The following is a 22,569-nucleotide window of genomic DNA, read 5'->3' on the forward strand; positions in this document are numbered from 1 at the left end:
TCAGGCTTCGATGGTCTGTTCGACCGGAAGTGAACCGACCCGGCAGTCAGCGACCCCGACCGTGGTCCTCGTGATCGACTCCACCCGCTCCTGGGCCTTCTGCGCATCGGTCACCCACAGCTTGTAGAACTCGAATGGGCAGTCGGCGACGCCCTTGTCGCCGTCGCCGGCCGCATGCACGCCGGAATAGCCGCGGTGCAGCAGCTTGAACAGATGATTCTGCGACTGATCGTTCTCTCGCGCATCGCGGATGGCGGCCAAGGACAGCTGCGCGTACTGGATTCCGTACTCTTCCTCGCCGGTCTCGCCGAGCGTTCGCCCGTCGAAGCCGATGATCGCCGAGTGGCCGAAGTAGGAATAGACCCCGTCGAAGCCGGCCGCATTGGCAACTGCCACATAGCAATTGTTGGCCCAGGCCATGGCCTTGGCCATCAACACCTGCTGGTCCTTGGCCGGGTACATGTAGCCCTGGCAGCGCACGATCAGTTCGGCGCCCTTCATCGCACAGTCCCGCCAGATCTCCGGGTAATTCCCGTCGTCACAGATGATCAGGGAGATCTTGAGACCCTTCGGGCCGTCGGTGACGTAGGTGGTGTCGCCCGGGTACCAACCCTCGATCGGGCACCACGGCAGGATCTTTCGGTACTTCTGGACGATGTCGCCCTTGTCGTCGATCAGCACGAGGGTGTTGTACGGGGGCTTGTTCGGGTGGTCCTCGTGGCGCTCACCGGTGATCGAGAAGACGCCCCAGGTTCCGGCTTCCCGGCAGGCAGCCGAGAAGATGGCGGTTTCGTCGCCTGGGACGGTGGCCGCCGTGTCGTACATCTCCTGCTCGTCGTACATGATTCCCTGCGTCGAATACTCAGGGAACACAACGAGATCCATGCCGGGCAGACCCGACTTCATGCCGATCAGCATGTCCGCGATCTTGCGGGCGTTGTCGAGCACTTCGGCCCGGGTGTGCAGCCGGGGCATCTTGTAGTTCACCACGGCGACGCCGACGGTGTCGTTGCTGGACGAGATATCTCCGTGCCTCATTGATTACTCCTTGATGTGGGTGGTGGTGATTCAGCTGTATGCGGGTTCATTTGTGGTCGCGCGGGTTTGATGCGATCGGTGAGAGGCGAGCGCCCTCGCGACGAAGAACAGGGCGACGAGTCCCACCGCCCAGATCGCCGCGACGCCGGGCGAGGTGTGATAGTTGCCGCTGAGCATGAGAAATGCGGGAAGCGTGCATGTCGGCTGGCTGAGCAACACCACCGACCAGCCGGTGAAGCGGGCCAGCCGGTCCCGGTGAAGCCCCAGCACCAGGAAGAACAACAGCCACAGCGCCGCCCAGGCGAGCCAGATGACCCCGAACACGGGATCGTTGACGACGGCGAAGGACAGGGCGGAATAGACCACCGCTCCTCCCACGACGAACAGCGAAAACCAGCCGATGCCTTCGGGTTCCAGTCCCGCCAGGTTGACGATCCCGACGTACAGATAGGTGAATCCGAACAGGTACAGACCTGATGCCGCCAGGGTGGCAGCGGGGTCCCCGGCGGCCATCACCAGCATGACGGTTGGCAGCACGCACTGCAGGGCTCCGACGAACAGGTTGAGCACCGCCGCGGACCGCGCGGGCACCACGTTCAACAACATCAACCCGTTGACGAAAAGCACCGCACCGACGTAAAGGAGACCGACGTTGCCCATCGAGGCACCTCAATTACTTCCAGATGGAATATGTCCAAATGAAAGTAAGTGACGGCCGCCACACTGTCAACAGCCGGCGCGGATCAGTCCCGCAGATGGGCCGGTAGCGTTGTGACGATCTCGAAATCGACCCCGTCGGCAACCGCGAGGTGAACCGGTTGGCGGGTGCGGTGTGCGCTGAACTCCACCGTGCCGCGCGGACTGTCGTATGCGGCGCCGTCGGCGACCGCCTCGATATCCACCCTGTCGCCCGACCGACGGATCATCTCAGCGAGGAAATAGGCTCCCTCATAACAGGATTCGGCCGCATTGCCCAGCGCGGGGGCTCCCGAGCCGTTCACCGCCAGGTATCGGTCGAGCAGTTCCATCGAGTTGCGGCCCACCATCGAGCGAAAATAGGACGCCGCGACGAACAACCCCTTGGTCGCGTCGTGGCCGCTGGCGATCAACATGTTCTCGTCCATCAGGGGACTGAACCGCAGCAGTTCCTCGTGCAGCCCCCGTTGCGCGAACGCTCGATTGAACTCGACCGCATCCTGGCCGACGAGCAACATCAGCACGGCCTCACACCGTGACCGCGCGACCTTGTCGACGAGACGGGCGATGTCGCCCTGACCCAGCGCCACGAACGAGCCGCCGACCAGATCCAGTGACAGCTCCTGGACATACCGGCGGACCTCGGACAGTGACGTCCGCGGCCACACGTAGTCATCGCCTACGACGAACCATTTGCGGATGCCGAGGTTGTCGCGCATCCAACGCAGCGCGGGCGCCAGCTGCTGGTCGGGTGTCTCACCGCAGCAATAGATTCCGCGCCTGCGCTCGCCGCCTTCGTACAGCGCGGGGTAGGTGTAGGGCACCCGGCCGGCCACCACCGGCGCCAGCGCGTGGCGCACCGACGAGATGTGCCAACCGCTCACGGCATCGATACGCCCGTGGTCGATCAACCGCTTCACCTCGGCCGCCACGGCCGTCGGATGCGCGCCCCCGTCGACCACCTCGATGTGGACCTCGCGGCCCATCACTCCGCCGGCCGCGTTGAGATCGTGCGCGACCAGGTCTCCGACCGCCTCGCATGACGGCCCGAAGATTCCGGCGGGCCCTTGCAGCGGCACCACCATCGCCAGCCGCCATTCGGCATCGCGGCCGACGGTGCGTACTCCTACGTTCACCCCCGCAGTCCAATCCTCGTTACCGGGCAGACGAGATGGTCGGCTAGAATCATTCCACTTGGAAGTATCCTCGCGTGAGCGGTGCGAGGCAATCGCCAGTTGGGAGGGTGGCCGCGATGACAGAGGTGCTCCCACCGGATGGCAGCGCCACGCCGTCGAGCAGCGAGCTTCTGCGCGCCGCACGCATGCTCGGCGCCGTCATCGAACGCCAGGTCAGCGGCGAGGACCTGACGCTCGACGACTGGCTGGTCTTGGCGGCACTGGCCCAATCCCCGGGCCTGACCATGGCGGAGTTACGCACCCAGACCCAGGCCGCCGCGCCCACGTTGACCCGCGTGGTCGACCGGCTGGCCGGCCGCGCCCTGGTGTTCCGGGAGGTCGACGCCGATGACCGCCGCAAGGTGCGGGTGAACTTGAGCAAGCGCGGCTCTGCACTGCATGCTCGCCTGCTCACCACGGTCGGCCCGGCAGAACAGGCCTGGTTCGACGAGTACGGTGGCGTCACTCCGTGGGTGCGAGCCGGGCGCTGACCCGTCAGCTGCTCTTGGCCAGGAATCGGCGGAACAGCGGCCAGGCGATTGCCACGTTGTACAGCAGCCCGCCGGCCAGGTAGGGCCACCACGCGCCGTGCGCGCTGGCCACCCAGAACGCCTTGGCCGCCCAATACGGCGGCAGCACACCGAACGCCAGGTTCCACGGCGAGTCGATGAACCAGGGCAGACACGGCAGCCCGGCGATGAGCATGCCCAGCGCGCGCAACATGGCGATGCCTTGGATCTTGTTGCCCGCCAGGGCGATTATCAGCAGCAATGTCACCACCGCGGACAACCCGGCGACCAGCCCGATCGGGATCAGCGCGCCGGTCAAGCCGGGCTCCAGCAGGCCGCTGAACGACAGCGTCGCGATCACATAGACCGTGGTGACCGCCATGACGGTGCCCGCGCGGTAGGCGAAGAAGGTCGACATCGGCACCGGGGTCACGCGCAGTGCGGCCATCGTGCCGGCGTCGACCTCGTCCAGCATCAGGAACGCACCCAGTCCGCCGGCGATGATGATGCTGGTGAGCAGCAGGAACGCGGTGAGCACCAGCGGGTAGTACGGCACCAGGTCGAAGTTGTAACGCTGCGCGAGCATCTCGGTGACCTTCGGCGTCAGGATCGCCACGCCGCTGGTCCAGATCACCGGCGCGAGCACCACCATGACGAGCAACGGATCTCGGTACGTGCCGCGAATGTCGTTGCGGCCGAAGGCGGCCAGGGCGCGGCCCGTGGCGGAATTCAGCATCGCGGTCACAGCACACCCGACCTTTCGACGACGTAGCGGCCGAACAGCACATGGGCGGCCCGCCACAGAACGACAAGCGACAGCACGGGATAGAGCACCGAATAGAGCCACTGCCCGCCCGTCAACGTGACCTGGTCGAACGCGGCACCCAACAACAGCAGGGGCCCTTGGGTCGGCACGACATGGAGCACGGGATGCGGCCATAGGCCCGAGTAGTAGATCAGCGGCGGCACCAGCATGATCGCCAGCGGGATGGTCGCGGCCAGAAACCAGTCGGTGACCGAGGCGAACGGCAGCGAAGTGATGAACCCGACCAGCAGCATCAGCAGCGTGCCGAGCACCACCCCGAGGATCAAAGGCACCGGGTGATAGGCGAATCCGTCTGCGACAGTTGACACGACAATCGCCACGAACAGCGAGATGGCCACCAGCACCACGAGTTTGGCGACGAGGTACTCCCAGAACCGCAGCGGCGTGGCGATGATTGCGCCGAGCGTGCGTTCCTGCTTCTCGAAGAACACCGAACCGCCGACGAAGAAGAACCCGATGATCGCGATGTCGCCGGCCAGCACATAGGGCTCGGCGACCGGGCGCAGATCGCGCGGCATCGGCAACAGCACCGCCAACCAGATCAGGCCCGAGAACACCCCCGCGTGCAGGAACTTCTGCCGGGTCGCAATGGTCAGTTCGAGCCGGGTCGCGGTGAGCAAGCGGGTCACGACAGCTGCCGCCCGGTGACCTCGACGAAGACGTCGTCGAGACTGGCTTCACGGCTGTGGATGGTCTCGACGTGCTGATTGCGCAGGACCGCATGGAATTCCGGGTCATCGGCCAGCCCGTCCATCCCGTATTCGGCCGTGGTGAGCCCACCGGGCGTGCGGTACTGCACCCGTACGCGGCGTTGGCTACGGGCGATTTTCAGTTCGGCCGGGGTGTCGAGCGCGACGATGTTGCCGTCGACGACGAAGGCCACCCGGTCGCACAGCTCGTCGGCGGTGGACATGTCGTGCGTGGTGAGAAAGATCGTGCGGCCGCGGGCTTTCAGGTCCAGGATGATGTCCTTGACCTTGCGGGCGGTGACGGGGTCGAGCCCTGAGGTGGGCTCATCGAGGAACAACAGCTCAGGGTTGTTGATCAGCGACCGCGCGAACGTCAGCCGCATCTGCATTCCCTTGGAGTACTTGGCAACTCGGGTGTTGGCGGCGTGGGCCAGGCCGACCGCGTCCAGCAGTTCCATCGGGTCGGCCGTCGCACCACCATAGAGAGAACCGAAGAACCTGAGGTTCTCCAGACCGGTGAGCTTGTGATAGTGGTTGGGCAGTTCGAAGGAGACGCCGACGCGCTGGTAGTAGTCCGGCCCCCAGTCCACCGGGTCGCGCCCCCACACCGTGGCTTGGCCGCCATGGCCGCGCAGCAGTCCGATGAGCAACTTCTGGGTGGTGGATTTCCCGGCGCCGCTGGGGCCGAGGAATCCGAATATCTCACCGTTTCCTACGGCGAAGTCCATTCCCCGCACCGCCGGTTCGGCGGCCTTGGGGTAGGTGAATGTCAATCCTCGAACGTCGATGACCTCGGTTGCCGTGCTCATCAGTGCCCTTTCCGCGCAGACGAAAACCACATCTCCGACCAGACTTCCCGGAACACCGGATCAGACTGTACTAAACTTTCAGAAATAATTGAAGGCTATTTCGGGCGAGGAGGTTTCACGGTGGCCAGATCGACCGACCTGCAGCAGGCAGCCGAGCAGCTCGCCCTGGTACTCAGCAGTCACGGCATGCAGCGGATGACCGCGCGCGTACTCGCCGCCCTGCTGTTCAGCGAGCAACCGAGCGTCACCATGACCGAGCTGGCCGACACCCTGCAGGCCAGCGCCGGATCCATCTCCGGCTCCCTCAAGATGCTGACGTCGGTGGGCCTGGCCGAGCGGGTTCCCGCCCCGGCCAGCCGGCGCGATCACTTCCGGCTGCGCGACAACGCGTGGGCGATCCTGTTCACCAACCAGAACGAGACACTCGCAGCCATGCAGGCCGCCGCAGACGCCGGGATCACGGCCACCGACCGCAACGGCCCGGCGCATCACCGGCTGACCCAGATGCGCGATTTCTACGCCTTCCTGATGGCCGAGATCCCCGCAGTGCTGGAACGCTGGCAGCAGCAGAACGGCAGGACGTAGCGATTCCGATGCACGGATGGCCGACCGCGGATCCATAGGCCCCGCACCCTCGCCACGCACGGTTATCTTCGATCCATGAGTGCCGAGGCAGTTGAGCACATGCGGGTCGAGCGCCTGTACCGATATCCGGTCAAGTCGATGCTCGGGGAGAGCGTGGACACGTTGTTCGTCAACGCCGGCGGAGCCGAGGGCGACCGCCAGTTCGCCCTCATCGATGAATCCAGCGGCCGGGTGGCGAGCGCGAAGCAAGCCCGACTGTGGCGGGAGCTGTTGTCGTGCGGGGCCGTCACCGAAGACCGCCGCGTACGAATACACCTGCCGGACGGCAGCACGACGACAACCGATGACGACGACGTCGATGACCTGTTGTCACAGCTTGTGGGACGTTCGGTTCACCTGATCGACAACAGGCCCGCCGGAGCCTCGATCGAACGCGCAGACCCCGATCAAGTGCTCGACATGGGTGTCGAGGCAGAAGTCGACGCTCCGATCCTGGAACTGGCCTTGGCAACTCCAGGGAGCTCGTTCACCGATCTGGCCCCCTTGCACGCGATCACCACGGCGACCCTGGAGCGCATCGGCGTCGAGGCCGCGCGGTATCGACCCAATCTGGTGATTGCGACGCCACCGGGTTATCCCCCGTACGCCGAGAACGAGTGGACCGATCAGATTCTCAGCGTGGGTGGAACGCAGCTACGCGCCATGGGCCCCACCCCCCGCTGCATCATTCCGACCCTCGAGCACGGTCACCTCCCCCGGGCGCCACACGCGCTGCGCACACCCGCCGCCGAGAATCGCGTCGATGCCTTCGGGCTCGGCCTTTTGCCATGCGCCGGCACGTACCTACAGGTGCTTTCCGAGGGCGCCATACAGATCGGCGACCGCGTCTCGCTCGATTGACGCGACTTCGCCCGTAGCACGCCCGGTTCAGCACCCGAGACCGCACGAGCAGCCCGTCAGAACCCTTGCCAAACCCTCCGACCAATTACTAGGATATCCAAGTATCTCGGGTATGCCCCGAGTCATACCACCGCGCATACCTCTCTGGACGGAACGCCATGACCACTCAGATTCCCCACTTCATCAACGGCCAGCGCACCACCGCCGGGTCGACCCGTACCGCCGATGTGCTCAACCCCAGTACCGGCGAAGTGCAGGCGCAGGTGGTCCTGGCCTCGGCCGCCGATGTCGACGCCGCCGTCGCCGGCGCCGCCGAGGCCCAGAAGGAATGGGCCGCCTACAACCCGCAGCGCCGCGCCCGCGTGCTGATGAAGTTCATCGAGCTGGTGGGCCGGCACGCCGACGAACTCGCCGAGATGCTCTCCCTGGAGCACGGCAAGACCGTCGCCGACTCGCACGGCGACATCCAGCGCGGCCTTGAGGTCATCGAGTTCTCGGTCGGCATCCCCCACCTGCTCAAGGGCGAGTTCACCGAGGGCGCGGGAACCGGCATCGACGTGTACTCGATCCGCCAGCCACTGGGCGTGGTCGCCGGCATCACCCCGTTCAACTTCCCCGCCATGATCCCGCTGTGGAAGGCCGGCCCCGCGCTGGCATGCGGAAACGCGTTCGTGCTCAAGCCTTCCGAGCGTGACCCCTCGGTTCCGCTGCGACTGGCCGAACTGTTCATCGAGGCCGGGCTGCCCGCCGGCGTGTTCCAGGTGGTGCAGGGCGACAAGGAGGCCGTCGACGCCATCCTCGAGCATCCCGAGATCAAGGCGGTCGGCTTCGTCGGCAGCTCCGACATCGCGCAGTACATCTACTCGGGCGCGGCCGCGCACGGCAAGCGCGCCCAGTGCTTCGGCGGCGCCAAGAACCACATGATCGTGATGCCCGACGCCGATCTGGACCAAGCCGTCGACGCGTTGATCGGCGCCGGATACGGCAGCGCGGGCGAGCGTTGCATGGCGATCAGCGTCGCGGTCCCGGTGGGCGAAGAGACAGCGCAACGGCTGCGCAACCGGCTCGTCGAGCGGATCAACCAGCTGCGGGTCGGCCACAGCCTCGATCCCAAGGCCGACTACGGGCCACTGGTCACCGGCGCGGCACTCGAGCGGGTGCGCAACTACATCGGCCAGGGCGTCGAGGCCGGTGCCGATCTGGTGATCGACGGTCGCGAACGCGCGAGCAACGAGCTGACCTTCGGCGACGCCAGCCTCGAAGCCGGCTACTTCATCGGCCCCACCCTGTTCGACAACGTCACCACCGACATGTCGATCTACACCGACGAGATCTTCGGTCCGGTGCTGTGCATCGTCCGGGCTCACGACTACGAAGAGGCCCTGCGCCTTCCGTCTGAGCACGAGTACGGCAACGGCGTGGCGATCTTCACCCGCGACGGGGATGCCGCCCGCGACTTCGTCTCACGGGTGCAGGTCGGCATGGTCGGCGTCAACGTGCCGATCCCGGTACCGGTCGCCTACCACACCTTCGGTGGTTGGAAGCGGTCCGGCTTCGGCGATCTCAACCAGCACGGGCCGCATTCGATCCTGTTCTACACCAAGACCAAGACCGTCACCGAGCGGTGGCCGTCGGGCATCAAGGATGGCGCCGAGTTCGTCATCCCGACCATGAAGTAGCGCACCGGTGAATTTGCACGACCTAGATGAGGATGAACGCGTCATCGCCGAGACGGCCGCCGCGTTTGCCGAAAAGCGCATCGCGCCATACGCGTTGGAGTGGGACGAGACCCACCACTTCCCCACCGACGTGTTGCGTGAGGCGGCCGAACTCGGCATGGGCGCCATCTACTGCGGTGAGGACGCCGGTGGCAGCGGGCTGCGCCGACTGGATGCGGTACGCATCTTCGAGCAGCTCGCGGCCGCCGACCCCACGCTGGCAGCGTTCCTGTCCATCCACAACATGTGCGCGTGGATGGTGGACAGCTTCGGCACCGAGGAGCAACGAAAGACCTGGGTGCCCAGGCTGGCCTCGATGGACGCCATCGCCAGCTACTGCCTGACCGAACCGGGCGCCGGCTCGGATGCCGCGGCACTGCGCACCAGGGCCGTTCGGGACGGCGACGATTACGTCCTCGACGGGGTCAAGCAGTTCATCTCCGGTGCCGGTAGCTCCGATGTGTACGTGGTGATGGCCCGCACCGGTGCTGAAGGCCCGAAAGGCATCTCGGCGTTTGTCGTCGAGAAGGATGCTCCGGGGCTGAGTTTCGGCGCCCAGGAACAGAAGATGGGCTGGAATGCCCAGCCCACCGCGCAGGTGATCTTCGAGGGTGTGCGGGTTCCGGCCGACGCCCTGCTGGGCGGCACAGAGGGTACCGGCTTCGGGATAGCGATGAACGGCCTCAACGGCGGCCGGATCAACATCGCCGCCTGTTCGCTCGGTGGAGCACGGACCGCCTACGACAAGACGCTGAGCTACCTGGCCGACCGCCAGGCGTTCGGGGCGGCGCTGCTCGACGAGCCGACCATCCGATTCGCCCTGGCCGACATGGCCACCGGCCTGGAGACATCACGAAACATGTTGTGGCGAGCGGCGTCCGCACTGGATGCCGATCACCCCGACAAGGTGACGCTGTGCGCGATGGCCAAGCTGTATGTCACCGACACGTGCTTCGAGGTGGCCGATCAGGCGCTGCAGCTGCACGGCGGCTACGGCTACCTGCGTGAGTACGGTCTGGAGAAAATCGTCCGGGATCTGCGGGTGCACCGCATCCTTGAGGGAACCAACGAAATCATGCGCGTGGTCATCGGCCGCTCCGAAGCGGCTCGGTCTCGCGCCACCGGGTAGGGAGAGACAGTGAGCACGATCGCGTTCTTGGGACTGGGCCACATGGGTGGGCCGATGGCGGCGAACCTGGTGACCGCCGGGCACACCGTACGCGGCTTCGACCCGGTGCCGGCCGCGCAGGAGTCGGCAAAGGCCAACGGCGTCAACGTGTTCGGCACCGGCCCCGAGGCCGTCGCGGGTGCCGACGTGGTGATCACCATGTTGCCCAACGGTGCATTGGTGAAGAGCTGTTACGCCGAGGTGCTGCCCGCCGCCACCGAGGGTGCACTGTTCATCGACAGCTCGACCATCTCGGTCGACGATGCCCGCGAGGTGCACAAGGTCGCGCTCGAGCACGGCTTCGCCCAACTCGACGCCCCGGTGTCCGGCGGGGTCAAGGGCGCGGTGGCCGGGACGCTGGCCTTCATGGTCGGCGGTGAGGACGACGCCGTCGAGCGTGGCCGCTCGGTGCTGGAGCCCATGGCTGGCAAGATCATTCACTGCGGCGCCGCCGGTGCCGGCCAGGCCGCCAAGGTGTGCAACAACATGGTGCTGGCCGTACAACAGATCGCCGTCGGCGAGGCGTTCGTGCTGGCCGAGAAGCTGGGCCTGGACAAGCAGTCGCTGTTCGACGTGATCACCGGCGCGACCGGCAACTGCTGGGCCGTGCACACCAACTGCCCGGTCCCCGGCCCGGTTCCGACGTCTCCGGCCAACAACGATTTCAAGCCGGGGTTCGCCACCGCGCTGATGAACAAGGACCTCGGCCTGGCGATGGCGGCCGTGGAGTCCACCGGTTCGTCGGCCCCGCTGGGCACGCACGCCGCCGAGATCTACGCGAAGTTCGCCGTCGACCACGCCGACAAGGACTTCAGTGCGGTGATCGAGACGCTCCGCGACTGATCCACTCGGCGTTCGTAACGTGGCGGCGCCAGAAGCCGCGTTTCGCCGCCACCAGGTTACGAACGTGGCCGCTCAGAAGACTTACGCCGCAGTCGGGCTGCGTTGAGCCCACCACTGGTTGTGCAGACGCTGGCAGGCCGCCAGGCGCAGGGCGTCGGCACCGGCGAAGTCGGGCCGCACCGCGATCGCCGTGGACGAAGCAGCGGCGTCGGGGTCGATGAGGACGCCGGCCATCCCGGCGGTGTTCGCCGCACGCAGACCCGCGGCCGAGCCCGCCATCGCCAGCGCGTCGGGGCCGGCCACTCCCAGTTCGACCAGGGCGTGCCGGTACAGCTCGGCCCCGGTGGCGCTCACGTCGTCGGCCGTGACGACCGTTTCCACCAAGCCTTCACCGACGAGCTGGCGGACCAGAGGTTCGGCCCAGCGCCGGCGACCGGAGGCGACGACGCCGACCGGCAGACCGGCCAGGAACGCGTCGTTCACCAGATCCTCCAGACCCGGCCGCGGCGTCAGGCCGGCGTCGAGGATCATCTCGTCGAACATCATGTCCTTGGTCATGCAGATCTCGTCGGCGAGCACCTCGGTCAGCACGTCGCAGTCCGGGCCCACACACCGCTTGCGCAGCTCGGCGGTGACCCGTTGGCGCTCGTCGTGCAGGGCCAGCAACTGCCGATATCGCGCGACGCCCCACTCGATGGGCAGACCGTGCGCGGCGAAGGCGGCATTGAAGACCACGCGATGACCGTCGACGTCGAGATCGGACAACGCGTCAAGGTCGAAGATCACCGCACGCAGCGGATGCGCGCTGTTATCGGGCTGCGAACAGTCCCACCAGAACCGCCCGGCCCGCCATGACTTCTCTTGAGGTGACGACACCCCATGAGAGTGGCCCACGTCACATCGCCCGCGCGTCCCCCGTAGGGGGGATTAAAGGAGTTGGTGTTGATCTGCCCTGCCCTCGCAATGCCGTCTCCACCTCTAGGGTGATGCCATGGCGCCCTCCACACCGGTGCGCCTTGTGCTGGTCGACGACCATGAAATGGTCATCGAGGGTCTCAAGGCCATGCTTGCTGCGTTCAACGACCGGGTCGAGGTGGTCGGCCAGGCGGTCGGCGCCGAGCGCGCGCTGAACGTGATCGAGACGCTGGATCCCGACATCGTGCTGTGCGACGTACGCATGGAAGGTTCCAGCGGCCTGGACCTGTGCCGGACGCTGCGGGAGCGGGATCCGGACCGCAAAGTGGTCATGCTGTCCGTCTATGACGACGAGCAGTACCTGTTCCAGGCGCTGCGGGTGGGTGCGGCCGGATATCTGCTCAAGAGCATCAGCAGCGACGAGCTCGTGCGTCAGCTCGAATTCGCCCACAGCGGCCAGACCGCGATCGATCCGGGGATGGCCGCCCGCGCGGCCGGTACCGCCGCCCGGCTGCAGCGCGACGAGTTCTGGCCCGGGGTGCGGCAGGGGCTGACCCAGCGCGAGAGCGAGATCCTGTCGTTCGTCGTCGCCGGCCTGTCCAACCGCGGAATCGCCAACAAACTGGTGATCGGTGAGGAAACCGTGAAGACCCACCTACGCTCCATCTACCGCAAGCTCGGGGTCAGTGACCGGGCCGGCGCGGTGGCGACCGCGTTGCGGGAAGGCATCTACCAATGACCGACCGGCCCGCGCGCGAACTCGGCCCGATCGATCTCACCGCCGACCGGGAGCTGGCCCTGCTGCGTGAGCTGATCCGGGCTGCCTCAAGCGGCCCGGGGGTCGAGCCGCTGGCGGCAGCCGCAGCCCGGATGATCACCGAGGCCACCGCCACCGACGTGTGCTTCGTGCACGTCCTCGACGATTCGGATCGGGCCCTGACGCTGGCCGGGGCCACACCGCCGTTCGATGCAGAGATCGGCAAGATCCGGCTGCCGCTCGGCCAGGGCATCTCCGGTTGGGTGGCCAGCCACCGCCAGCCCGTGGTGATCAGCCACGACAAGGAATCCGACCACCGCTACAAGCCGTTCGAGTCGCTGCGCGGACGCGACTTCACCTCGATGGTGTCGGTCCCGATGGAGACCGGCCCGGGTGGGCTGGTCGGGGTGCTCAACGTGCACACCGTCGAACGCCGCGAGTTCACCCCGCGCGACGTGGAGTTGCTGCTGGTGATCGGGCGGCTCATCGCCGGGGCGTTGCACCAGGCCCGGTTGCACCGCCAGCTGGTCGCACGCGAGCGGGCGCACGAGAACTTCGTCGAGCAGGTCATCCAGGCACAGGAGATCGAGCGACGCCGGTTGGCCGGCGACATTCACGACGGCATCTCCCAGCGGTTGGTGACACTGTCCTACCGGCTCGACGCCGCGGCCCGCGCGGTCGAGCCGCAGGCGGTGGCCGAACAGCTCGCGGCCGCGCGTGAGCTGGTCGCGCTGACGTTGCAGGAGGCGCGGGCCGCGATCAGCGGGCTGCGGCCGCCGGTCCTCGACGATCTCGGCTTGTCCGGCGGGCTGGCGAGCCTGGCCCGCTCGATCCCGCGCATCCCGATCGATGTCGATCTCGCCGAGACCCGGGTGCCCGACCACATCGAGCTGGCCCTGTACCGGATCGCCCAGGAGTGCCTGCAGAACGTGGTCAAACACGCCGAAGCAGACCGGGCCCGGCTCACCTTCTCCGTCGAGGACGGAGTGGCCCGACTCGAAATCGTCGATGACGGAAAAGGTTTCGACACGTTCGAGCATCCGTTGGGTAGTGACGAGATGGGCGGGTACGGGTTGCTTTCGATGGCGGAGCGGGCCGAGATCGTCGGTGGCCGGCTGCACATCCGGTCGCGGCCGGGTGCGGGGACCACGGTGACGGCGGTCATTCCGCTGCCCTCGGTGATCGAGTAGTCAGCCGTGCTCACCCAAGTGCACGCGCACGGCGGGCACCGCGTGCGCGATCAGCTCCTCGGTCGACTGCGAGGCGATCGGTTCGATCCGCAGGATGTGGCGCAGATAGGCGATGCCGAGCAGCTGCCCCATCGCGAGGTCGACCCGTAGTTCGGCGTCGGCACCGGTGAGCGCGGTGGCGATCTGCGGGTAGAGCCGCTGCTCGATGAACTGGCGGACCAGGGCGGCCGATTCCTCGTGGGTAGCCGCGCCGCGCAGGATCGCAAGCAGGGGCGCGCGGGTTTCAGGATCCTCCCAGAGTTCGAAGAAGGCCCGCGTGAGCCGTTCGGCCAGGCCGGACGGGCCGTCGTCGAGGATGCGTCCGCGGAGCTGCCCTGGGTCGAAGGGCCAGCCCACGGTGGCCCGGAACAGCTCGGCCTTGCTGCCGAAATAGTGCCGGATCAGGGCCGGATCCACGCTCGCGGCGGCCGCGATGTCGCGCAGGGAGGTCTTGTCGTACCCGCCCGCGGCGAACATGCGCCGGGCAATGGCGACCAGCTCCGCACGGGTGCCGGGCCGGCCCGGGCGTCGTCCACGTGGCGGCATAGTCCCGAAATTCTACAGCCGTTGACTTCTTGATCTGGCCAGGTCTAGGCTCGAAATCATTAATTCCACACTTGAGGAGTTATCCGATGCCCGCTCCGCGCTGGGTCGCCCGAGCCAACAAGATCGGCCTGAATCAGCTCACCCGGTTCATCGCCCCATGGGCGCCCGGCTGGGCCGTCGTCATCCACCGGGGACGCAAGTCCGGCCGGACCTTCCGGACACCGCTGTGGGCCTTTCGCCGGCCACACGGATTCGTCATCGCCCTGACCTACGGCTCACAGGCCGACTGGGTGCGCAATGTGCTGGCCGCCGGCGGGTGTGAACTGGAGGCCCGACGCCGTCGGTACCAGCTCACCGCACCTGAGGTCTACCGCGACGAGAACGCCACGGACATGCCGGCGTTCATCCGGTTCATGCTGCGCCGGGTCATCAAGGCCCCGGAGTTTCTCAGCCTGAAGACCCTGGACTAACCGCCGAGTTTCCCGGCCAGCTCCGGGCACTCGTACTTGAGCGCCACGTTCACGATCGTCATCAGTGCATCGGGCGGGAGCTTGCTGCCCATCTGGGTCAGCACATCCACGACATCCTGTTTGGTCTTGTTGAAGCTGCCGCCGGCCATGATGCAGGCCATCATCAGCTGATCCCCGATGGCGCTGTCGGAACCCTGAATGCCCGCGGCCCGGACCTCGGCGAACGCTTCCGGCGGCAAGCCGGCCGAACCGCGCGGGGATCCCGGCTTGGGACTCTGCGCGGCAGTTCGCTTGGGCGCCTTCGACGCTGACGTGAACGGCGTGACGTCATCGGGTGCGGTGGCAACCCCCGCCGTCGTGCTACTGCAGGCCGCCATCAACACAACAGCGACGGCGCCCAGCGCCGCACCCGCCCGCTTGGCGTTCATACGGCTCTCCCCTCAGCTGGTTTCGAGGGTAGTGGTGTCCACACCGGGCGGATCGGAAACCCGCCTCAGAAATCCCCGGAATGTCGGCGCAGCGTCTCGATCGACGCCACGAGGGCCTGCGACTCCTCATCCGACATCCCGACGTCGGCGAACACCTGCTCGTTGAGGGTCACGGTGGCGTCCTCGACGGTCGAGCGCCCCAGCTTGGTGATCTGCACCAGCGTGGTGCGACCATCGGTGGGGTGCGGGATCCGCTCCACCAGACCATTGGCCTCCAGGCGGCGGATGGCGTGCGTGACGCTGGTGACGTGTACCTGCAAACGATCGGAGGCCTTGGTGATCGGCAGCGCACCGGCCCGGCTGAACGCCAGCAGACGCAGCAGTTCGAACCGCGAGAAGCTCAGATCGTAAGGCCGCAGTGCGGACTCCACCCGGGCCAGCAGGATCTGGTGGGCACGCATCACCGACGTCACCGCGACCATGCCGCCGGCCACATCGCCCCATCCGGCGGCCTCCCAGTTCGCGCGGGCCTGCGCGATGGGGTCACGCTTGTCTGTTGGCGAGGGCACGCCTCTTCTTACCGCATCGCCGCGCGGCGCCGGGCAGCGATGCACGCATCGACCCCGGCCGCGCCTGCGCTTCAGGCGGCCGCCGTCACCGCCCCCAGCACCGCACGGGTGGACTGCCTCGATCCGACGGTGATCCGCACTCCGCCGTCGGCGTAATGGCGGACCTGAAGTCCGGTGCCGTCGAACACCTCCGGCCATCGCCGGTACCCGCCGGGCAGGTAGAGGAAGTTGGCCTGCCCGTCGGTGCTGTACACGCCGAGCGCCCGCAATCGCATCTGCAGATAGCGCCGTTCCGCGGCGATCATCCGGATACGTTGGCGTAGCTGGTTTTCCGCATCGTAGGAGGCGGCGACGGCCACCTGGGCGCTGAGCCCAATGCCGAACGGCAGCTGCATCTGCCACAGCTGACGGGCGAGATCGGGGGCGCAGAACCCGTAGCCGATCCGCAGGCCGGCCAAGCCGTAGGCCTTCGAAAAGGTCCGCACCACCACGACATTGCCGAACCGGGCCACCAGGCTCGGTCCGTCGATGCGCTGTTCGGCGGTCAGGAATTCCACGTAGGCCTCGTCCAGCAACACAACGGTGTCCTCGGGAAGCCTGGTCAGGAAGCGCTCGATCGCACCAGACGGTTCGACGGTGCCCGTCGGGTTGTGCGGCCGGCAGACCGCCACCACCCTGGCGCCCTTCGCGGCCTCGGCCATCGCATCCAGATCGTGGTGGCCGTGCGCATCGAGCGGAACCGTCACCGTCCGCAACCGCGCCATCTGCGCGAAGATCGGATATCCGTCGAAGGTGGGCTCCGCCATCACCATGGTGTCGCCCGGACTGGTCACCGCATGCAGCACCTGCATGATCACCCCGGTGGCACCGGCGCCGACGATCACCTGCTCCTCGGCCACGCCGTCGTGACCGGCGATCAGCGAGCGCAACCGCTGCGGGAGGAATTCCGGGTACCGGTTCGCGGCCTCGTCGCACGCGCGCAGCGCCGAGCGCACCGCGGGCAGCGGCGGGAACGGGCATTCGTTGAGCGACAGCGCCAACGGGTTCACCGCCTGCGGCAGCGCGCCGACCACGTCAGACAGTGCGGTGCGCGGTGCCACCATCACACGTTCCCCAGGTCGGCGGTGTTACCGGCCCGGCCACCCCACCGGACGGCGGCGGCCCCGGCGAAGTCACCGGCGTGGGCGAAGGCGGCCATCAGCACGGTGTCGCCGGCCTTCACCCGCCCGCCGGTGACGGCCCGGTCGAGATTGACCGGAATGCCTGCGGCGAAAAGGTTCCCACATTCGTCAAAGGTGTCGACGTGACGCTCGGCGGGCAGTTCCAGCGCGTCGCGCCAGTTCCGCAGGAACACCCGGTTGGGCTGATTGGTGACGAACAGGTCGATGTCCTTGGGCTGCACACCGATCCGGTCGCAGACGGTATAGGACACCTCGGGGACCTGCCGGTTGCCCCGGGCCAGCACCTTGGTGATCTTGCTCTCGGTGAAGCCGATGCACGCCTCCCCCGGGCCGGCCTGCCACCATTTGCGCGGCGGATCCATCACGACGGTCATGTCACCCGCGTACTCCCCGTAGGTACGGCATTCGATGTCGAGGATCGGGGACTGGTCAGACAGCGTCACCAGCGCCACCGCAGCGCCGTCTCCGGGAACCGCCGCCTGCGCCTTGCGCCGGATGGTCTCCTGATCGAAGACCTGGCCGGCGGAGTTCTGGGCGATCGCGATCACCGCGGTCCGGCCCTCTCCCGCGCTCAACAGCGTGCGGGCCACCTTGAGCCCGAGGACGAAGGCCGCGCACCCGCCGTTGTGCAGGTCGATCACCCAGTTGGGTTTCATCCCCAGCCGGTGCGCCATGCCGCCACCGCCGCCGTAGAACGGCATGTCGGGCAGTTGGGTATGGGTGATCAACACGTCTGCCCCGGTGATGGCGTCGGCACCGTGCCGCTCGATCAACCCGGCGGCGGCCCGCTCGACCATGTCGATCGCGGTCTCCTCGGGCCCCACATGATGGCGGAACCGCGGTGCCCGGAACATCACGTTGTCGGCCAGCTCATCGGTCTCGGCGAACCCCGCGTAGTACTCGGCGCTGATCGGGTCGCCGGGCAGATAGGTGGACAGGTCGATGAGGCTGACGGGAGTCGTCTCGATCATGGTGGGGCCTCACTTCATCCAGGCCGGGGTGACCGGCAGACCGTTGCGGTGCCGGTATTCGGCGATCGCCTTGAGGTTTCGCAGTTCCAGCAGGTGGCCGGGGCCGAACATGTCCCAGAAGTCGCCCACCCAGACCGGCCGCGCCGGGGGCGCGGTCTCCGGGTAGGGGTTCTCGTCGTAGAACGGATGGTGGCAATTCGTCCACAGCACAACCGATCCCGGCTTGTCCAGCACCACCTGCGCGTCGACGATGCGCATCAGGTAGATCATCCACAGATGCTTGCCCTGATCCCAGGCGCAGTGGTAGTCCACGGTGAGTGCGTCGCGGTTGGCCACGGTGCGGGTGTAGATCTCGCTGCCCGGTCCCGACGGCCCGGCGCCGAGCCGGTCGTGGGCCAGCCACAGCCCGGGCTCCTCGGTCTGGGTGAAACCGCGCAGGCTGTAGGTCCACTCCTCCAGGCAGCGGGTGTCGGACAGGTAGTCGAACAGCTCTTCGGGTGGGCACTCGATGTAGTCGTTGACCGTGCAGTACTCACCGAACACCTGGTCGTGCGGGTAGACCGACCGCATCATGTCCATGATGATCGGAGTGGCCTGCTCCTTGGGCGAGGTCTCGATGCGGATCAGTCCGTCCAGCGGGGTGCGGGTGGCCCGATGGGCCGTGATGTCTTCAAGTGCGGGCAGTGACATGGGACCTGTTCTCCTGTGCGATCGAAGGGGTGCTGTCAGCGGGGGTGAGAAATGCTGCGAACGGCGGGATTTCGTCGGCTGAACATTCGATGCTGAGCACCGACGGACCGTCGGTGTCCAGCGCCATGCCCAGCGCCTGGGGCAGGTGCCGGGACTCGGTGACGTCGTACGCGGGAAGGCCGGGGAACATCGCCGCCAGGCCGGCGCCCAGCCGGCTCGGGCCGAACCTGTTGTAGGAGTATCGATCGTCGTAGAACAGCTGTTCGCGGGTGACGCACATGGCGTGCGCGTGGTTGTCGAACAGCACGAAGGTGATCGGCAGCCGGTACTGCAGTGCGGTGTGAATCTCCATGCCGTGCATGAAGAATGAGCCGTCACCGGCGATCACCACGGTGCGGCGGTTGGGCACAGCGCCGACGGCCGAGGCTCGGTGAAACGTCATCCCGATGCCGGCACCGAAGCTGTAGCCCATCCCGCCCATGCCGAGCGCGACCATGAAGCGGCCGTCGCGCCGGGCCGGCAGATAGTGGATGGCCGAGGCCCCGACGTTGCCCGCGTCGACGACGATGTCGGTGCCGTCGGGCAGGGCACCGTCGAGCACGGCCATCGCGTCGCGGTAGCGGATTCCCGGCCCGTCGTGCGCCGGTGGTCGCAGTTCGGTGTGCGGCACCGTATCCGGCACCCTGACCTGGGTGGGGCGCCCGGGACCGGACAGCGCCCGGGTCAGTTGCGCCAACGACTCGCGCAGGTCGCCGGAATGCACGTGGGCGCACGACGGGTAGGGCACCTGGGCGCCGATCGAGTAGGTCGCCACCGCACCCAGCACGCTGTCGAGACCTGCCCGGGCGGTCACCGTCATGCGGGTGCCGACGAGCAGACACAGTGCGCTCTGCGCTGCGGCGACGGACACTCCGGGATGGCCCATCACGCCGGCTACCCCTAGTGCCGAGGATGAGCCGAGCCCCGGGGTGCCCGCCACGTCTTTGGCATCGGGCACCGTGGCCACCCGCGCCCGCAGGGTGGCCCGCAGCTGTTCCAGTTCGGCACGGGCATCGTCGCGCGCCACCTGCTCGCCGGCGATGATGGTGATCGAGCCGTCGACCCGGCGCAGGGCCTGCTCGAGCACGCCGAGATCACCATGCCGTACCGCCTCGCTCCTGGCGACACCGCTGCCGTTGCGCGCAGCCGGCTCCCCCAGATCGGCCTGCTGAATGTTCTTGGGCAGTAACAACACCGCGGGCCCGCCGGTGCGAGCGGCGGCCAGCGCGTCGGGCAGCGCGGTCAGGATGTCCGCGGGTGTCAGCACCCGGCGGCAGTACAGCGAGACCGCCGAGAACAAGGCGTGCCCGTCGAGGCTTCCGTTTTCACCACTGGTGTCCTGGAAGGCGCCGCGGCCGTCGAGTGTCGTCGGCGCCTGCCCGATCAGGGCCAGCACGGGCACCCGGCTGGCCAGCGACTCGGCCAGTCCCGGCACGGTGTTCAGGCAGCCACCGCCTGACGTCGCCGCCACCACGCCGATCCCGGCGCCGCTGCGGCTGTATCCGTCCGCCATTGTGGCAGCGGAGAATTCGTGCTTGGCCAGAACCGCGGTGAGGTCGTCACAGAAGTGCGCCGCGTCGTACAGATCTTCGATGTTGGCACCGTCGACACCGAAGATGTGCGAGACGCCATTGGCGGCCAGATAGCCGACGATGTGGTCCACCACCCTGTGCGCCTTGACCATGTGTCACCTACTTCCGTGCTCTGCAATTGACACGACCGGTGGGATTCCCGGGTTCACCGCGGGCACGGATTTTTGGAAACTCCCTGCCACACCCCAGGAGACGCCCAGCCGGTCTCGGTAGAACTGGGCATAGTGGAGGGAAAGGCCCAGGGGCCGGCTCGACCACGATCGGAGGCATCAGGTGACACAGCCGTATATGGATTGGGACGCGGCCTACCGGCAGGACACCCCGCCGCCGTGGAGCATCGGGGAACCACAGCCCGAGCTCGCCCGCCTGATCGAGCAGGGCAAGGTGCACGGCGAGGTCCTCGACTCGGGCTGCGGCCACGCTGCCTTGTCCCTGGCGCTGGCGGCCAAGGGGTACCACGTGGTGGGGCTCGATGCCAGCGCCACGGCGGTGGCCGCGGCGGCCGCCACCGCGGCCGAACAGGGCCTGACCACAGTTACTTTCGCGCAGGCCGACATGACCGACTTCGGCGGTTACGACGGCCGCTTCGACACCGTGCTGGACAGCGGGCTGCTGCACGCCCTGCCGATCGAGGGGCGCCAGTCCTACATCCGGGCGATCCACCGCGCCTCGGCACCGGGCGCGGTGCTGTTCATCCTGGCCTTCGCGACCCGGCCCTTCGGCGGCACCACCCCGGGACCGACCGGCTTCACCGCCGACGAGTTGCGCGATACGGTGGCCACCTGCTGGACCGTCGACGAGGTGCGCCCGGCCAAGCTGTACGGCAACGACACCCCGGCCGCCGGCGGGCCGGCGTCACTGCCCGGCGTGGAGCGGGACGGTGCCGGGCACATCACCATGCCCGGCTTCCTGCTCAGTGCCCACAAGGACGGCTGAGCGCGATATCCCTCAGAGCTGCTTTTCCAGCAGCACCTTGCCTTCAGGGGAGGTAACCAGTTGCACCGCAGCGATATCCGCCATCGGCATCTGGGTGTTGCCGCTGGGCAGCGCGGTGGCGCCGGACAACCCGAGCCACGTCGCGACCTCGTTGCGGCTACCGTCCCGGCCGATCACCACCATGCCCAGGTTCTGCGGGGGCGCATCCTGCTTGCCCCAGCTCCCGTAACTGCAGGCCATGTCGATCCGGGTGCCCCAGGAGTAACTGGTCATCGCGATGCTGGCGTTGATCGGCGTATCGGAGACCTTGTTCATCGCCAGCATCTGCGCGCTCTGCTGATCGGTGCCGCTGTGTAGGCCGAACACCTCGGGACGGATACCGACCACCACGGCGAGCGCCAGCAGCGCCGCGGCCACACCCACGGCCGCGGTGGTGATCCACCGCGAGCGGCGCCGCCGCCAGCTGACCTTGGCCAGCACGGACTCCAGCACCTCGGGCCGCAGCGGCGGATCCGGCTGTTCGGATTCCAGGGCCAGCACCTCGTCGAGGTCGAGCATGGCCAGCAGCGCGGGCATCCCGCTCAACTCGGCCACCGCGGAGCGGCACCGCTCGCAGCCCTCCAGATGGGCCTCATACTCGCGTCGCTCGGAGCTGTCGAGCGATCCCAGAACGTAGGCCGCATCCCAGGTCCGGTAGCGGTCGAATTCAACCGGATCGGGGACGTGGGGTACACCGAACTGTGTCATCGTGTCACCCCCATCTCTTGCAGGTTCAGTCGTAACGCGCGGACCGCGTAGTGCAGCCGTGATTTCACGGTTCCCTCGGGTATGTGCAGGTCGTCGGCAATCTGGCCGGTGGTCCAGCCCTGGTAGTAGGCCCGGCGGACCACGGCCCGATGTTCGTCGGACAGTTGGCTCAGCGCCGTGCTCAGCAGTATTCGGTCCAAGGCGTTGTCCACCTGGTCGGGAGTGGCGGCAGCCCCGGAGTGGTCTGCCACCTGCTCGGGATCGGCCACCCCGGTCTCATTGCGAAACCGAGCACTCCGGCGTTCATCAATGATCATGTTTCGCGCCACGGTAAACAACCAGGCCCGCGCGGACCGGTCGGTATCGGCGGTGACATCGGGGTGACGCCATGCACGCAGCAGCGTCTCCTGCACCACGTCCTCGGCGCGCGCACGGTCACCCGTGAGTCGCAGGGCGTAGCGCCACAGCGCGGCAGCGTGCTCGTCGTAGAGCACCCGCATCATGGCGGCCTCCGGATCATCCATTCCCAACCTCCGCCTGTGA

Annotated in this window: 26 protein-coding genes; 10 read left to right on the forward strand and 16 right to left on the reverse strand. The window is 67.3% G+C overall.

What is annotated here, in order from left to right; translation table 11 throughout:
• The 3 genes from BN2156_RS14505 to BN2156_RS14515 all read right to left on the reverse strand — a co-directional run bounded on the left by BN2156_RS14505 (position 1) and on the right by BN2156_RS14515 (position 2,819).
• Positions 1-1,038, reverse strand: coding sequence for an aliphatic amidase (locus BN2156_RS14505; protein WP_090514942.1), 1,038 nt, complete (start codon positions 1,036-1,038; stop codon positions 1-3).
• Positions 1,039-1,068: 30 nt separating this feature from the next.
• Positions 1,069-1,698 carry an AmiS/UreI family transporter gene (locus BN2156_RS14510; RefSeq protein WP_090514944.1) on the reverse strand — a complete coding sequence of 210 codons (630 nt, stop codon included), beginning with the start codon at positions 1,696-1,698 and terminating at the stop codon, positions 1,069-1,071.
• 83 nt (positions 1,699-1,781) lie between these two features.
• The gene (locus BN2156_RS14515; RefSeq protein WP_090515938.1) at positions 1,782-2,819 is read right to left on the reverse strand and encodes a substrate-binding domain-containing protein; all 1,038 of its coding nucleotides are present in this window, start codon (positions 2,817-2,819) and stop codon (positions 1,782-1,784) included.
• A gap of 167 nt (positions 2,820-2,986) precedes the next feature.
• Between BN2156_RS14515 and BN2156_RS14520 the strand changes: the two genes are divergently transcribed.
• Entirely contained in the window at positions 2,987-3,400 is a 414-nt protein-coding gene (locus tag BN2156_RS14520) for a MarR family transcriptional regulator (protein WP_090514947.1), read from the forward strand.
• Positions 3,401-3,404: 4 nt separating this feature from the next.
• Here BN2156_RS14520 and BN2156_RS14525 read toward each other — a convergent pair whose 3' ends face one another.
• Genes BN2156_RS14525 through BN2156_RS14535 form a run of 3 tightly spaced genes read right to left on the reverse strand, consistent with a single transcriptional unit; the run spans position 3,405 to position 5,742 of the window.
• A complete protein-coding gene (locus BN2156_RS14525; protein ID WP_276021672.1) occupies positions 3,405-4,154 on the reverse strand; it encodes an Rv2686c family ABC transporter permease subunit in 750 nt (249 codons plus the stop codon).
• A gap of 5 nt (positions 4,155-4,159) precedes the next feature.
• On the reverse strand, positions 4,160-4,873 hold the full coding sequence (locus tag BN2156_RS14530) for a fluoroquinolone export ABC transporter permease subunit (RefSeq protein WP_090514951.1): 714 nt from the start codon (positions 4,871-4,873) through the stop codon (positions 4,160-4,162).
• Positions 4,870-5,742: an ABC transporter ATP-binding protein gene (locus tag BN2156_RS14535; protein ID WP_090514953.1), complete on the reverse strand. Its 873-nt coding sequence runs from the start codon at positions 5,740-5,742 to the stop codon at positions 4,870-4,872. Before BN2156_RS14535 ends, BN2156_RS14530 begins: the two co-directional genes overlap by 4 nt.
• A 138-nt stretch (positions 5,743-5,880) precedes the next feature.
• Here BN2156_RS14535 and BN2156_RS14540 point away from each other — a divergent pair, with 138 nt between their 5' ends.
• The 5 genes from BN2156_RS14540 (at position 5,881) to mmsB (ending at position 10,956) form a co-directional block, all read left to right on the forward strand.
• Positions 5,881-6,327, forward strand: coding sequence for a GbsR/MarR family transcriptional regulator (locus BN2156_RS14540; RefSeq protein ID WP_090515940.1), 447 nt, complete (start codon positions 5,881-5,883; stop codon positions 6,325-6,327).
• 75 nt (positions 6,328-6,402) lie between these two features.
• Positions 6,403-7,227 carry an MOSC domain-containing protein gene (locus BN2156_RS14545; protein WP_090514955.1) on the forward strand — a complete coding sequence of 275 codons (825 nt, stop codon included), beginning with the start codon at positions 6,403-6,405 and terminating at the stop codon, positions 7,225-7,227.
• A 158-nt stretch (positions 7,228-7,385) separates the two neighbouring features.
• Positions 7,386-8,906 (forward strand): CoA-acylating methylmalonate-semialdehyde dehydrogenase, encoded by a 1,521-nt coding sequence (locus tag BN2156_RS14550; RefSeq protein ID WP_090514957.1) that lies wholly within the window; start codon positions 7,386-7,388, stop codon positions 8,904-8,906.
• Between the two features lie 7 nt (positions 8,907-8,913).
• Positions 8,914-10,074 carry an isobutyryl-CoA dehydrogenase gene (locus tag BN2156_RS14555; RefSeq protein WP_090514958.1) on the forward strand — a complete coding sequence of 387 codons (1,161 nt, stop codon included), beginning with the start codon at positions 8,914-8,916 and terminating at the stop codon, positions 10,072-10,074.
• 9 nt (positions 10,075-10,083) lie between these two features.
• Positions 10,084-10,956, forward strand: a complete 873-nt coding sequence (gene mmsB / locus BN2156_RS14560) for a 3-hydroxyisobutyrate dehydrogenase (protein WP_090514960.1) — start codon at positions 10,084-10,086, stop codon at positions 10,954-10,956.
• Positions 10,957-11,037: 81 nt separating this feature from the next.
• Here mmsB and BN2156_RS14565 read toward each other — a convergent pair whose 3' ends face one another.
• The gene (locus tag BN2156_RS14565; RefSeq protein WP_162839221.1) at positions 11,038-11,832 is read right to left on the reverse strand and encodes an HAD family hydrolase; all 795 of its coding nucleotides are present in this window, start codon (positions 11,830-11,832) and stop codon (positions 11,038-11,040) included.
• A 115-nt stretch (positions 11,833-11,947) separates the two neighbouring features.
• Between BN2156_RS14565 and BN2156_RS14570 the strand changes: the two genes are divergently transcribed.
• Both BN2156_RS14570 and BN2156_RS14575 read left to right on the forward strand, forming a co-directional pair.
• The gene (locus BN2156_RS14570; protein ID WP_090514963.1) at positions 11,948-12,610 is read left to right on the forward strand and encodes a response regulator; all 663 of its coding nucleotides are present in this window, start codon (positions 11,948-11,950) and stop codon (positions 12,608-12,610) included.
• A complete protein-coding gene (locus BN2156_RS14575) occupies positions 12,607-13,818 on the forward strand; it encodes a GAF domain-containing sensor histidine kinase (RefSeq protein WP_090514965.1) in 1,212 nt (403 codons plus the stop codon). Before BN2156_RS14570 ends, BN2156_RS14575 begins: the two co-directional genes overlap by 4 nt.
• Here BN2156_RS14575 and BN2156_RS14580 read toward each other — a convergent pair whose 3' ends face one another.
• A complete protein-coding gene (locus BN2156_RS14580; protein WP_090514967.1) occupies positions 13,819-14,403 on the reverse strand; it encodes a TetR/AcrR family transcriptional regulator in 585 nt (194 codons plus the stop codon). It lies immediately after the preceding gene.
• Positions 14,404-14,489: 86 nt separating this feature from the next.
• Here BN2156_RS14580 and BN2156_RS14585 point away from each other — a divergent pair, with 86 nt between their 5' ends.
• Positions 14,490-14,873 carry a nitroreductase family deazaflavin-dependent oxidoreductase gene (locus tag BN2156_RS14585; protein ID WP_090514969.1) on the forward strand — a complete coding sequence of 128 codons (384 nt, stop codon included), beginning with the start codon at positions 14,490-14,492 and terminating at the stop codon, positions 14,871-14,873.
• Here BN2156_RS14585 and BN2156_RS14590 read toward each other — a convergent pair.
• The 6 genes from BN2156_RS14590 to BN2156_RS14615 all read right to left on the reverse strand — a co-directional run bounded on the left by BN2156_RS14590 (position 14,870) and on the right by BN2156_RS14615 (position 20,435).
• Positions 14,870-15,301 carry a hypothetical protein gene (locus BN2156_RS14590; RefSeq protein ID WP_090514971.1) on the reverse strand — a complete coding sequence of 144 codons (432 nt, stop codon included), beginning with the start codon at positions 15,299-15,301 and terminating at the stop codon, positions 14,870-14,872. The genes BN2156_RS14585 and BN2156_RS14590 overlap by 4 nt on opposite strands.
• A gap of 65 nt (positions 15,302-15,366) precedes the next feature.
• Positions 15,367-15,870, reverse strand: coding sequence for a MarR family transcriptional regulator (locus BN2156_RS14595; protein ID WP_090514973.1), 504 nt, complete (start codon positions 15,868-15,870; stop codon positions 15,367-15,369).
• A gap of 71 nt (positions 15,871-15,941) precedes the next feature.
• Positions 15,942-16,973 (reverse strand): pyridoxal phosphate-dependent aminotransferase, encoded by a 1,032-nt coding sequence (locus BN2156_RS14600; protein ID WP_090514975.1) that lies wholly within the window; start codon positions 16,971-16,973, stop codon positions 15,942-15,944.
• Positions 16,973-18,022 carry a 3-oxoacyl-ACP synthase III family protein gene (locus tag BN2156_RS14605; protein WP_090514977.1) on the reverse strand — a complete coding sequence of 350 codons (1,050 nt, stop codon included), beginning with the start codon at positions 18,020-18,022 and terminating at the stop codon, positions 16,973-16,975. Before BN2156_RS14605 ends, BN2156_RS14600 begins: the two co-directional genes overlap by 1 nt.
• A 9-nt stretch (positions 18,023-18,031) precedes the next feature.
• Positions 18,032-18,712: an SRPBCC family protein gene (locus BN2156_RS14610; protein WP_090514979.1), complete on the reverse strand. Its 681-nt coding sequence runs from the start codon at positions 18,710-18,712 to the stop codon at positions 18,032-18,034.
• Positions 18,693-20,435 (reverse strand): thiamine pyrophosphate-binding protein, encoded by a 1,743-nt coding sequence (locus BN2156_RS14615; RefSeq protein ID WP_162490801.1) that lies wholly within the window; start codon positions 20,433-20,435, stop codon positions 18,693-18,695. The genes BN2156_RS14610 and BN2156_RS14615 overlap by 20 nt, the downstream gene beginning before the upstream one ends.
• Before the next feature lie 181 nt (positions 20,436-20,616).
• Between BN2156_RS14615 and BN2156_RS14620 the strand changes: the two genes are divergently transcribed.
• Entirely contained in the window at positions 20,617-21,279 is a 663-nt protein-coding gene (locus BN2156_RS14620) for a class I SAM-dependent methyltransferase (RefSeq protein WP_162490802.1), read from the forward strand.
• Positions 21,280-21,291: 12 nt separating this feature from the next.
• Here BN2156_RS14620 and BN2156_RS14625 read toward each other — a convergent pair whose 3' ends face one another.
• Together BN2156_RS14625 and BN2156_RS14630 are read right to left on the reverse strand one after the other, a co-directional pair.
• Positions 21,292-22,026, reverse strand: coding sequence for an anti-sigma factor family protein (locus BN2156_RS14625; RefSeq protein WP_090514983.1), 735 nt, complete (start codon positions 22,024-22,026; stop codon positions 21,292-21,294).
• Entirely contained in the window at positions 22,023-22,550 is a 528-nt protein-coding gene (locus BN2156_RS14630) for a sigma-70 family RNA polymerase sigma factor (protein WP_090514985.1), read from the reverse strand. The genes BN2156_RS14625 and BN2156_RS14630 overlap by 4 nt, the downstream gene beginning before the upstream one ends.
• Positions 22,551-22,569: the final 19 nt, after the last annotated feature.

It is taken from the genome of Mycolicibacterium neworleansense (assembly GCF_001245615.1).
GTDB classification, from domain to species: domain Bacteria; phylum Actinomycetota; class Actinomycetes; order Mycobacteriales; family Mycobacteriaceae; genus Mycobacterium; species Mycobacterium neworleansense.

What these genes read in the sequence shown, in the direction of transcription:
- BN2156_RS14505 (WP_090514942.1), bottom strand. Translation starts at nt 1,038, where the DNA reads ATGAGGCACGGAGATATCTCGTCCAGCAACGACACCGTCGGCGTCGCC.
- BN2156_RS14510 (WP_090514944.1), bottom strand. Translation starts at nt 1,698, where the DNA reads ATGGGCAACGTCGGTCTCCTTTACGTCGGTGCGGTGCTTTTCGTCAAC.
- BN2156_RS14515 (WP_090515938.1), bottom strand. Translation starts at nt 2,819, where the DNA reads ATGGTGGTGCCGCTGCAAGGGCCCGCCGGAATCTTCGGGCCGTCATGC.
- BN2156_RS14520 (WP_090514947.1), top strand. Translation starts at nt 2,987, where the DNA reads ATGACAGAGGTGCTCCCACCGGATGGCAGCGCCACGCCGTCGAGCAGC.
- BN2156_RS14525 (WP_276021672.1), bottom strand. Translation starts at nt 4,154, where the DNA reads ATGCTGAATTCCGCCACGGGCCGCGCCCTGGCCGCCTTCGGCCGCAAC.
- BN2156_RS14535 (WP_090514953.1), bottom strand. Translation starts at nt 5,742, where the DNA reads ATGAGCACGGCAACCGAGGTCATCGACGTTCGAGGATTGACATTCACC.
- BN2156_RS14545 (WP_090514955.1), top strand. Translation starts at nt 6,403, where the DNA reads ATGAGTGCCGAGGCAGTTGAGCACATGCGGGTCGAGCGCCTGTACCGA.
- BN2156_RS14550 (WP_090514957.1), top strand. Translation starts at nt 7,386, where the DNA reads ATGACCACTCAGATTCCCCACTTCATCAACGGCCAGCGCACCACCGCC.
- BN2156_RS14570 (WP_090514963.1), top strand. Translation starts at nt 11,948, where the DNA reads ATGGCGCCCTCCACACCGGTGCGCCTTGTGCTGGTCGACGACCATGAA.
- BN2156_RS14575 (WP_090514965.1), top strand. Translation starts at nt 12,607, where the DNA reads ATGACCGACCGGCCCGCGCGCGAACTCGGCCCGATCGATCTCACCGCC.
- BN2156_RS14580 (WP_090514967.1), bottom strand. Translation starts at nt 14,403, where the DNA reads ATGCCGCCACGTGGACGACGCCCGGGCCGGCCCGGCACCCGTGCGGAG.
- BN2156_RS14585 (WP_090514969.1), top strand. Translation starts at nt 14,490, where the DNA reads ATGCCCGCTCCGCGCTGGGTCGCCCGAGCCAACAAGATCGGCCTGAAT.
- BN2156_RS14590 (WP_090514971.1), bottom strand. Translation starts at nt 15,301, where the DNA reads ATGAACGCCAAGCGGGCGGGTGCGGCGCTGGGCGCCGTCGCTGTTGTG.
- BN2156_RS14600 (WP_090514975.1), bottom strand. Translation starts at nt 16,973, where the DNA reads ATGGTGGCACCGCGCACCGCACTGTCTGACGTGGTCGGCGCGCTGCCG.
- BN2156_RS14605 (WP_090514977.1), bottom strand. Translation starts at nt 18,022, where the DNA reads ATGATCGAGACGACTCCCGTCAGCCTCATCGACCTGTCCACCTATCTG.
- BN2156_RS14610 (WP_090514979.1), bottom strand. Translation starts at nt 18,712, where the DNA reads ATGTCACTGCCCGCACTTGAAGACATCACGGCCCATCGGGCCACCCGC.
- BN2156_RS14615 (WP_162490801.1), bottom strand. Translation starts at nt 20,435, where the DNA reads ATGGTCAAGGCGCACAGGGTGGTGGACCACATCGTCGGCTATCTGGCC.
- BN2156_RS14625 (WP_090514983.1), bottom strand. Translation starts at nt 22,026, where the DNA reads ATGACACAGTTCGGTGTACCCCACGTCCCCGATCCGGTTGAATTCGAC.
- BN2156_RS14630 (WP_090514985.1), bottom strand. Translation starts at nt 22,550, where the DNA reads ATGGATGATCCGGAGGCCGCCATGATGCGGGTGCTCTACGACGAGCAC.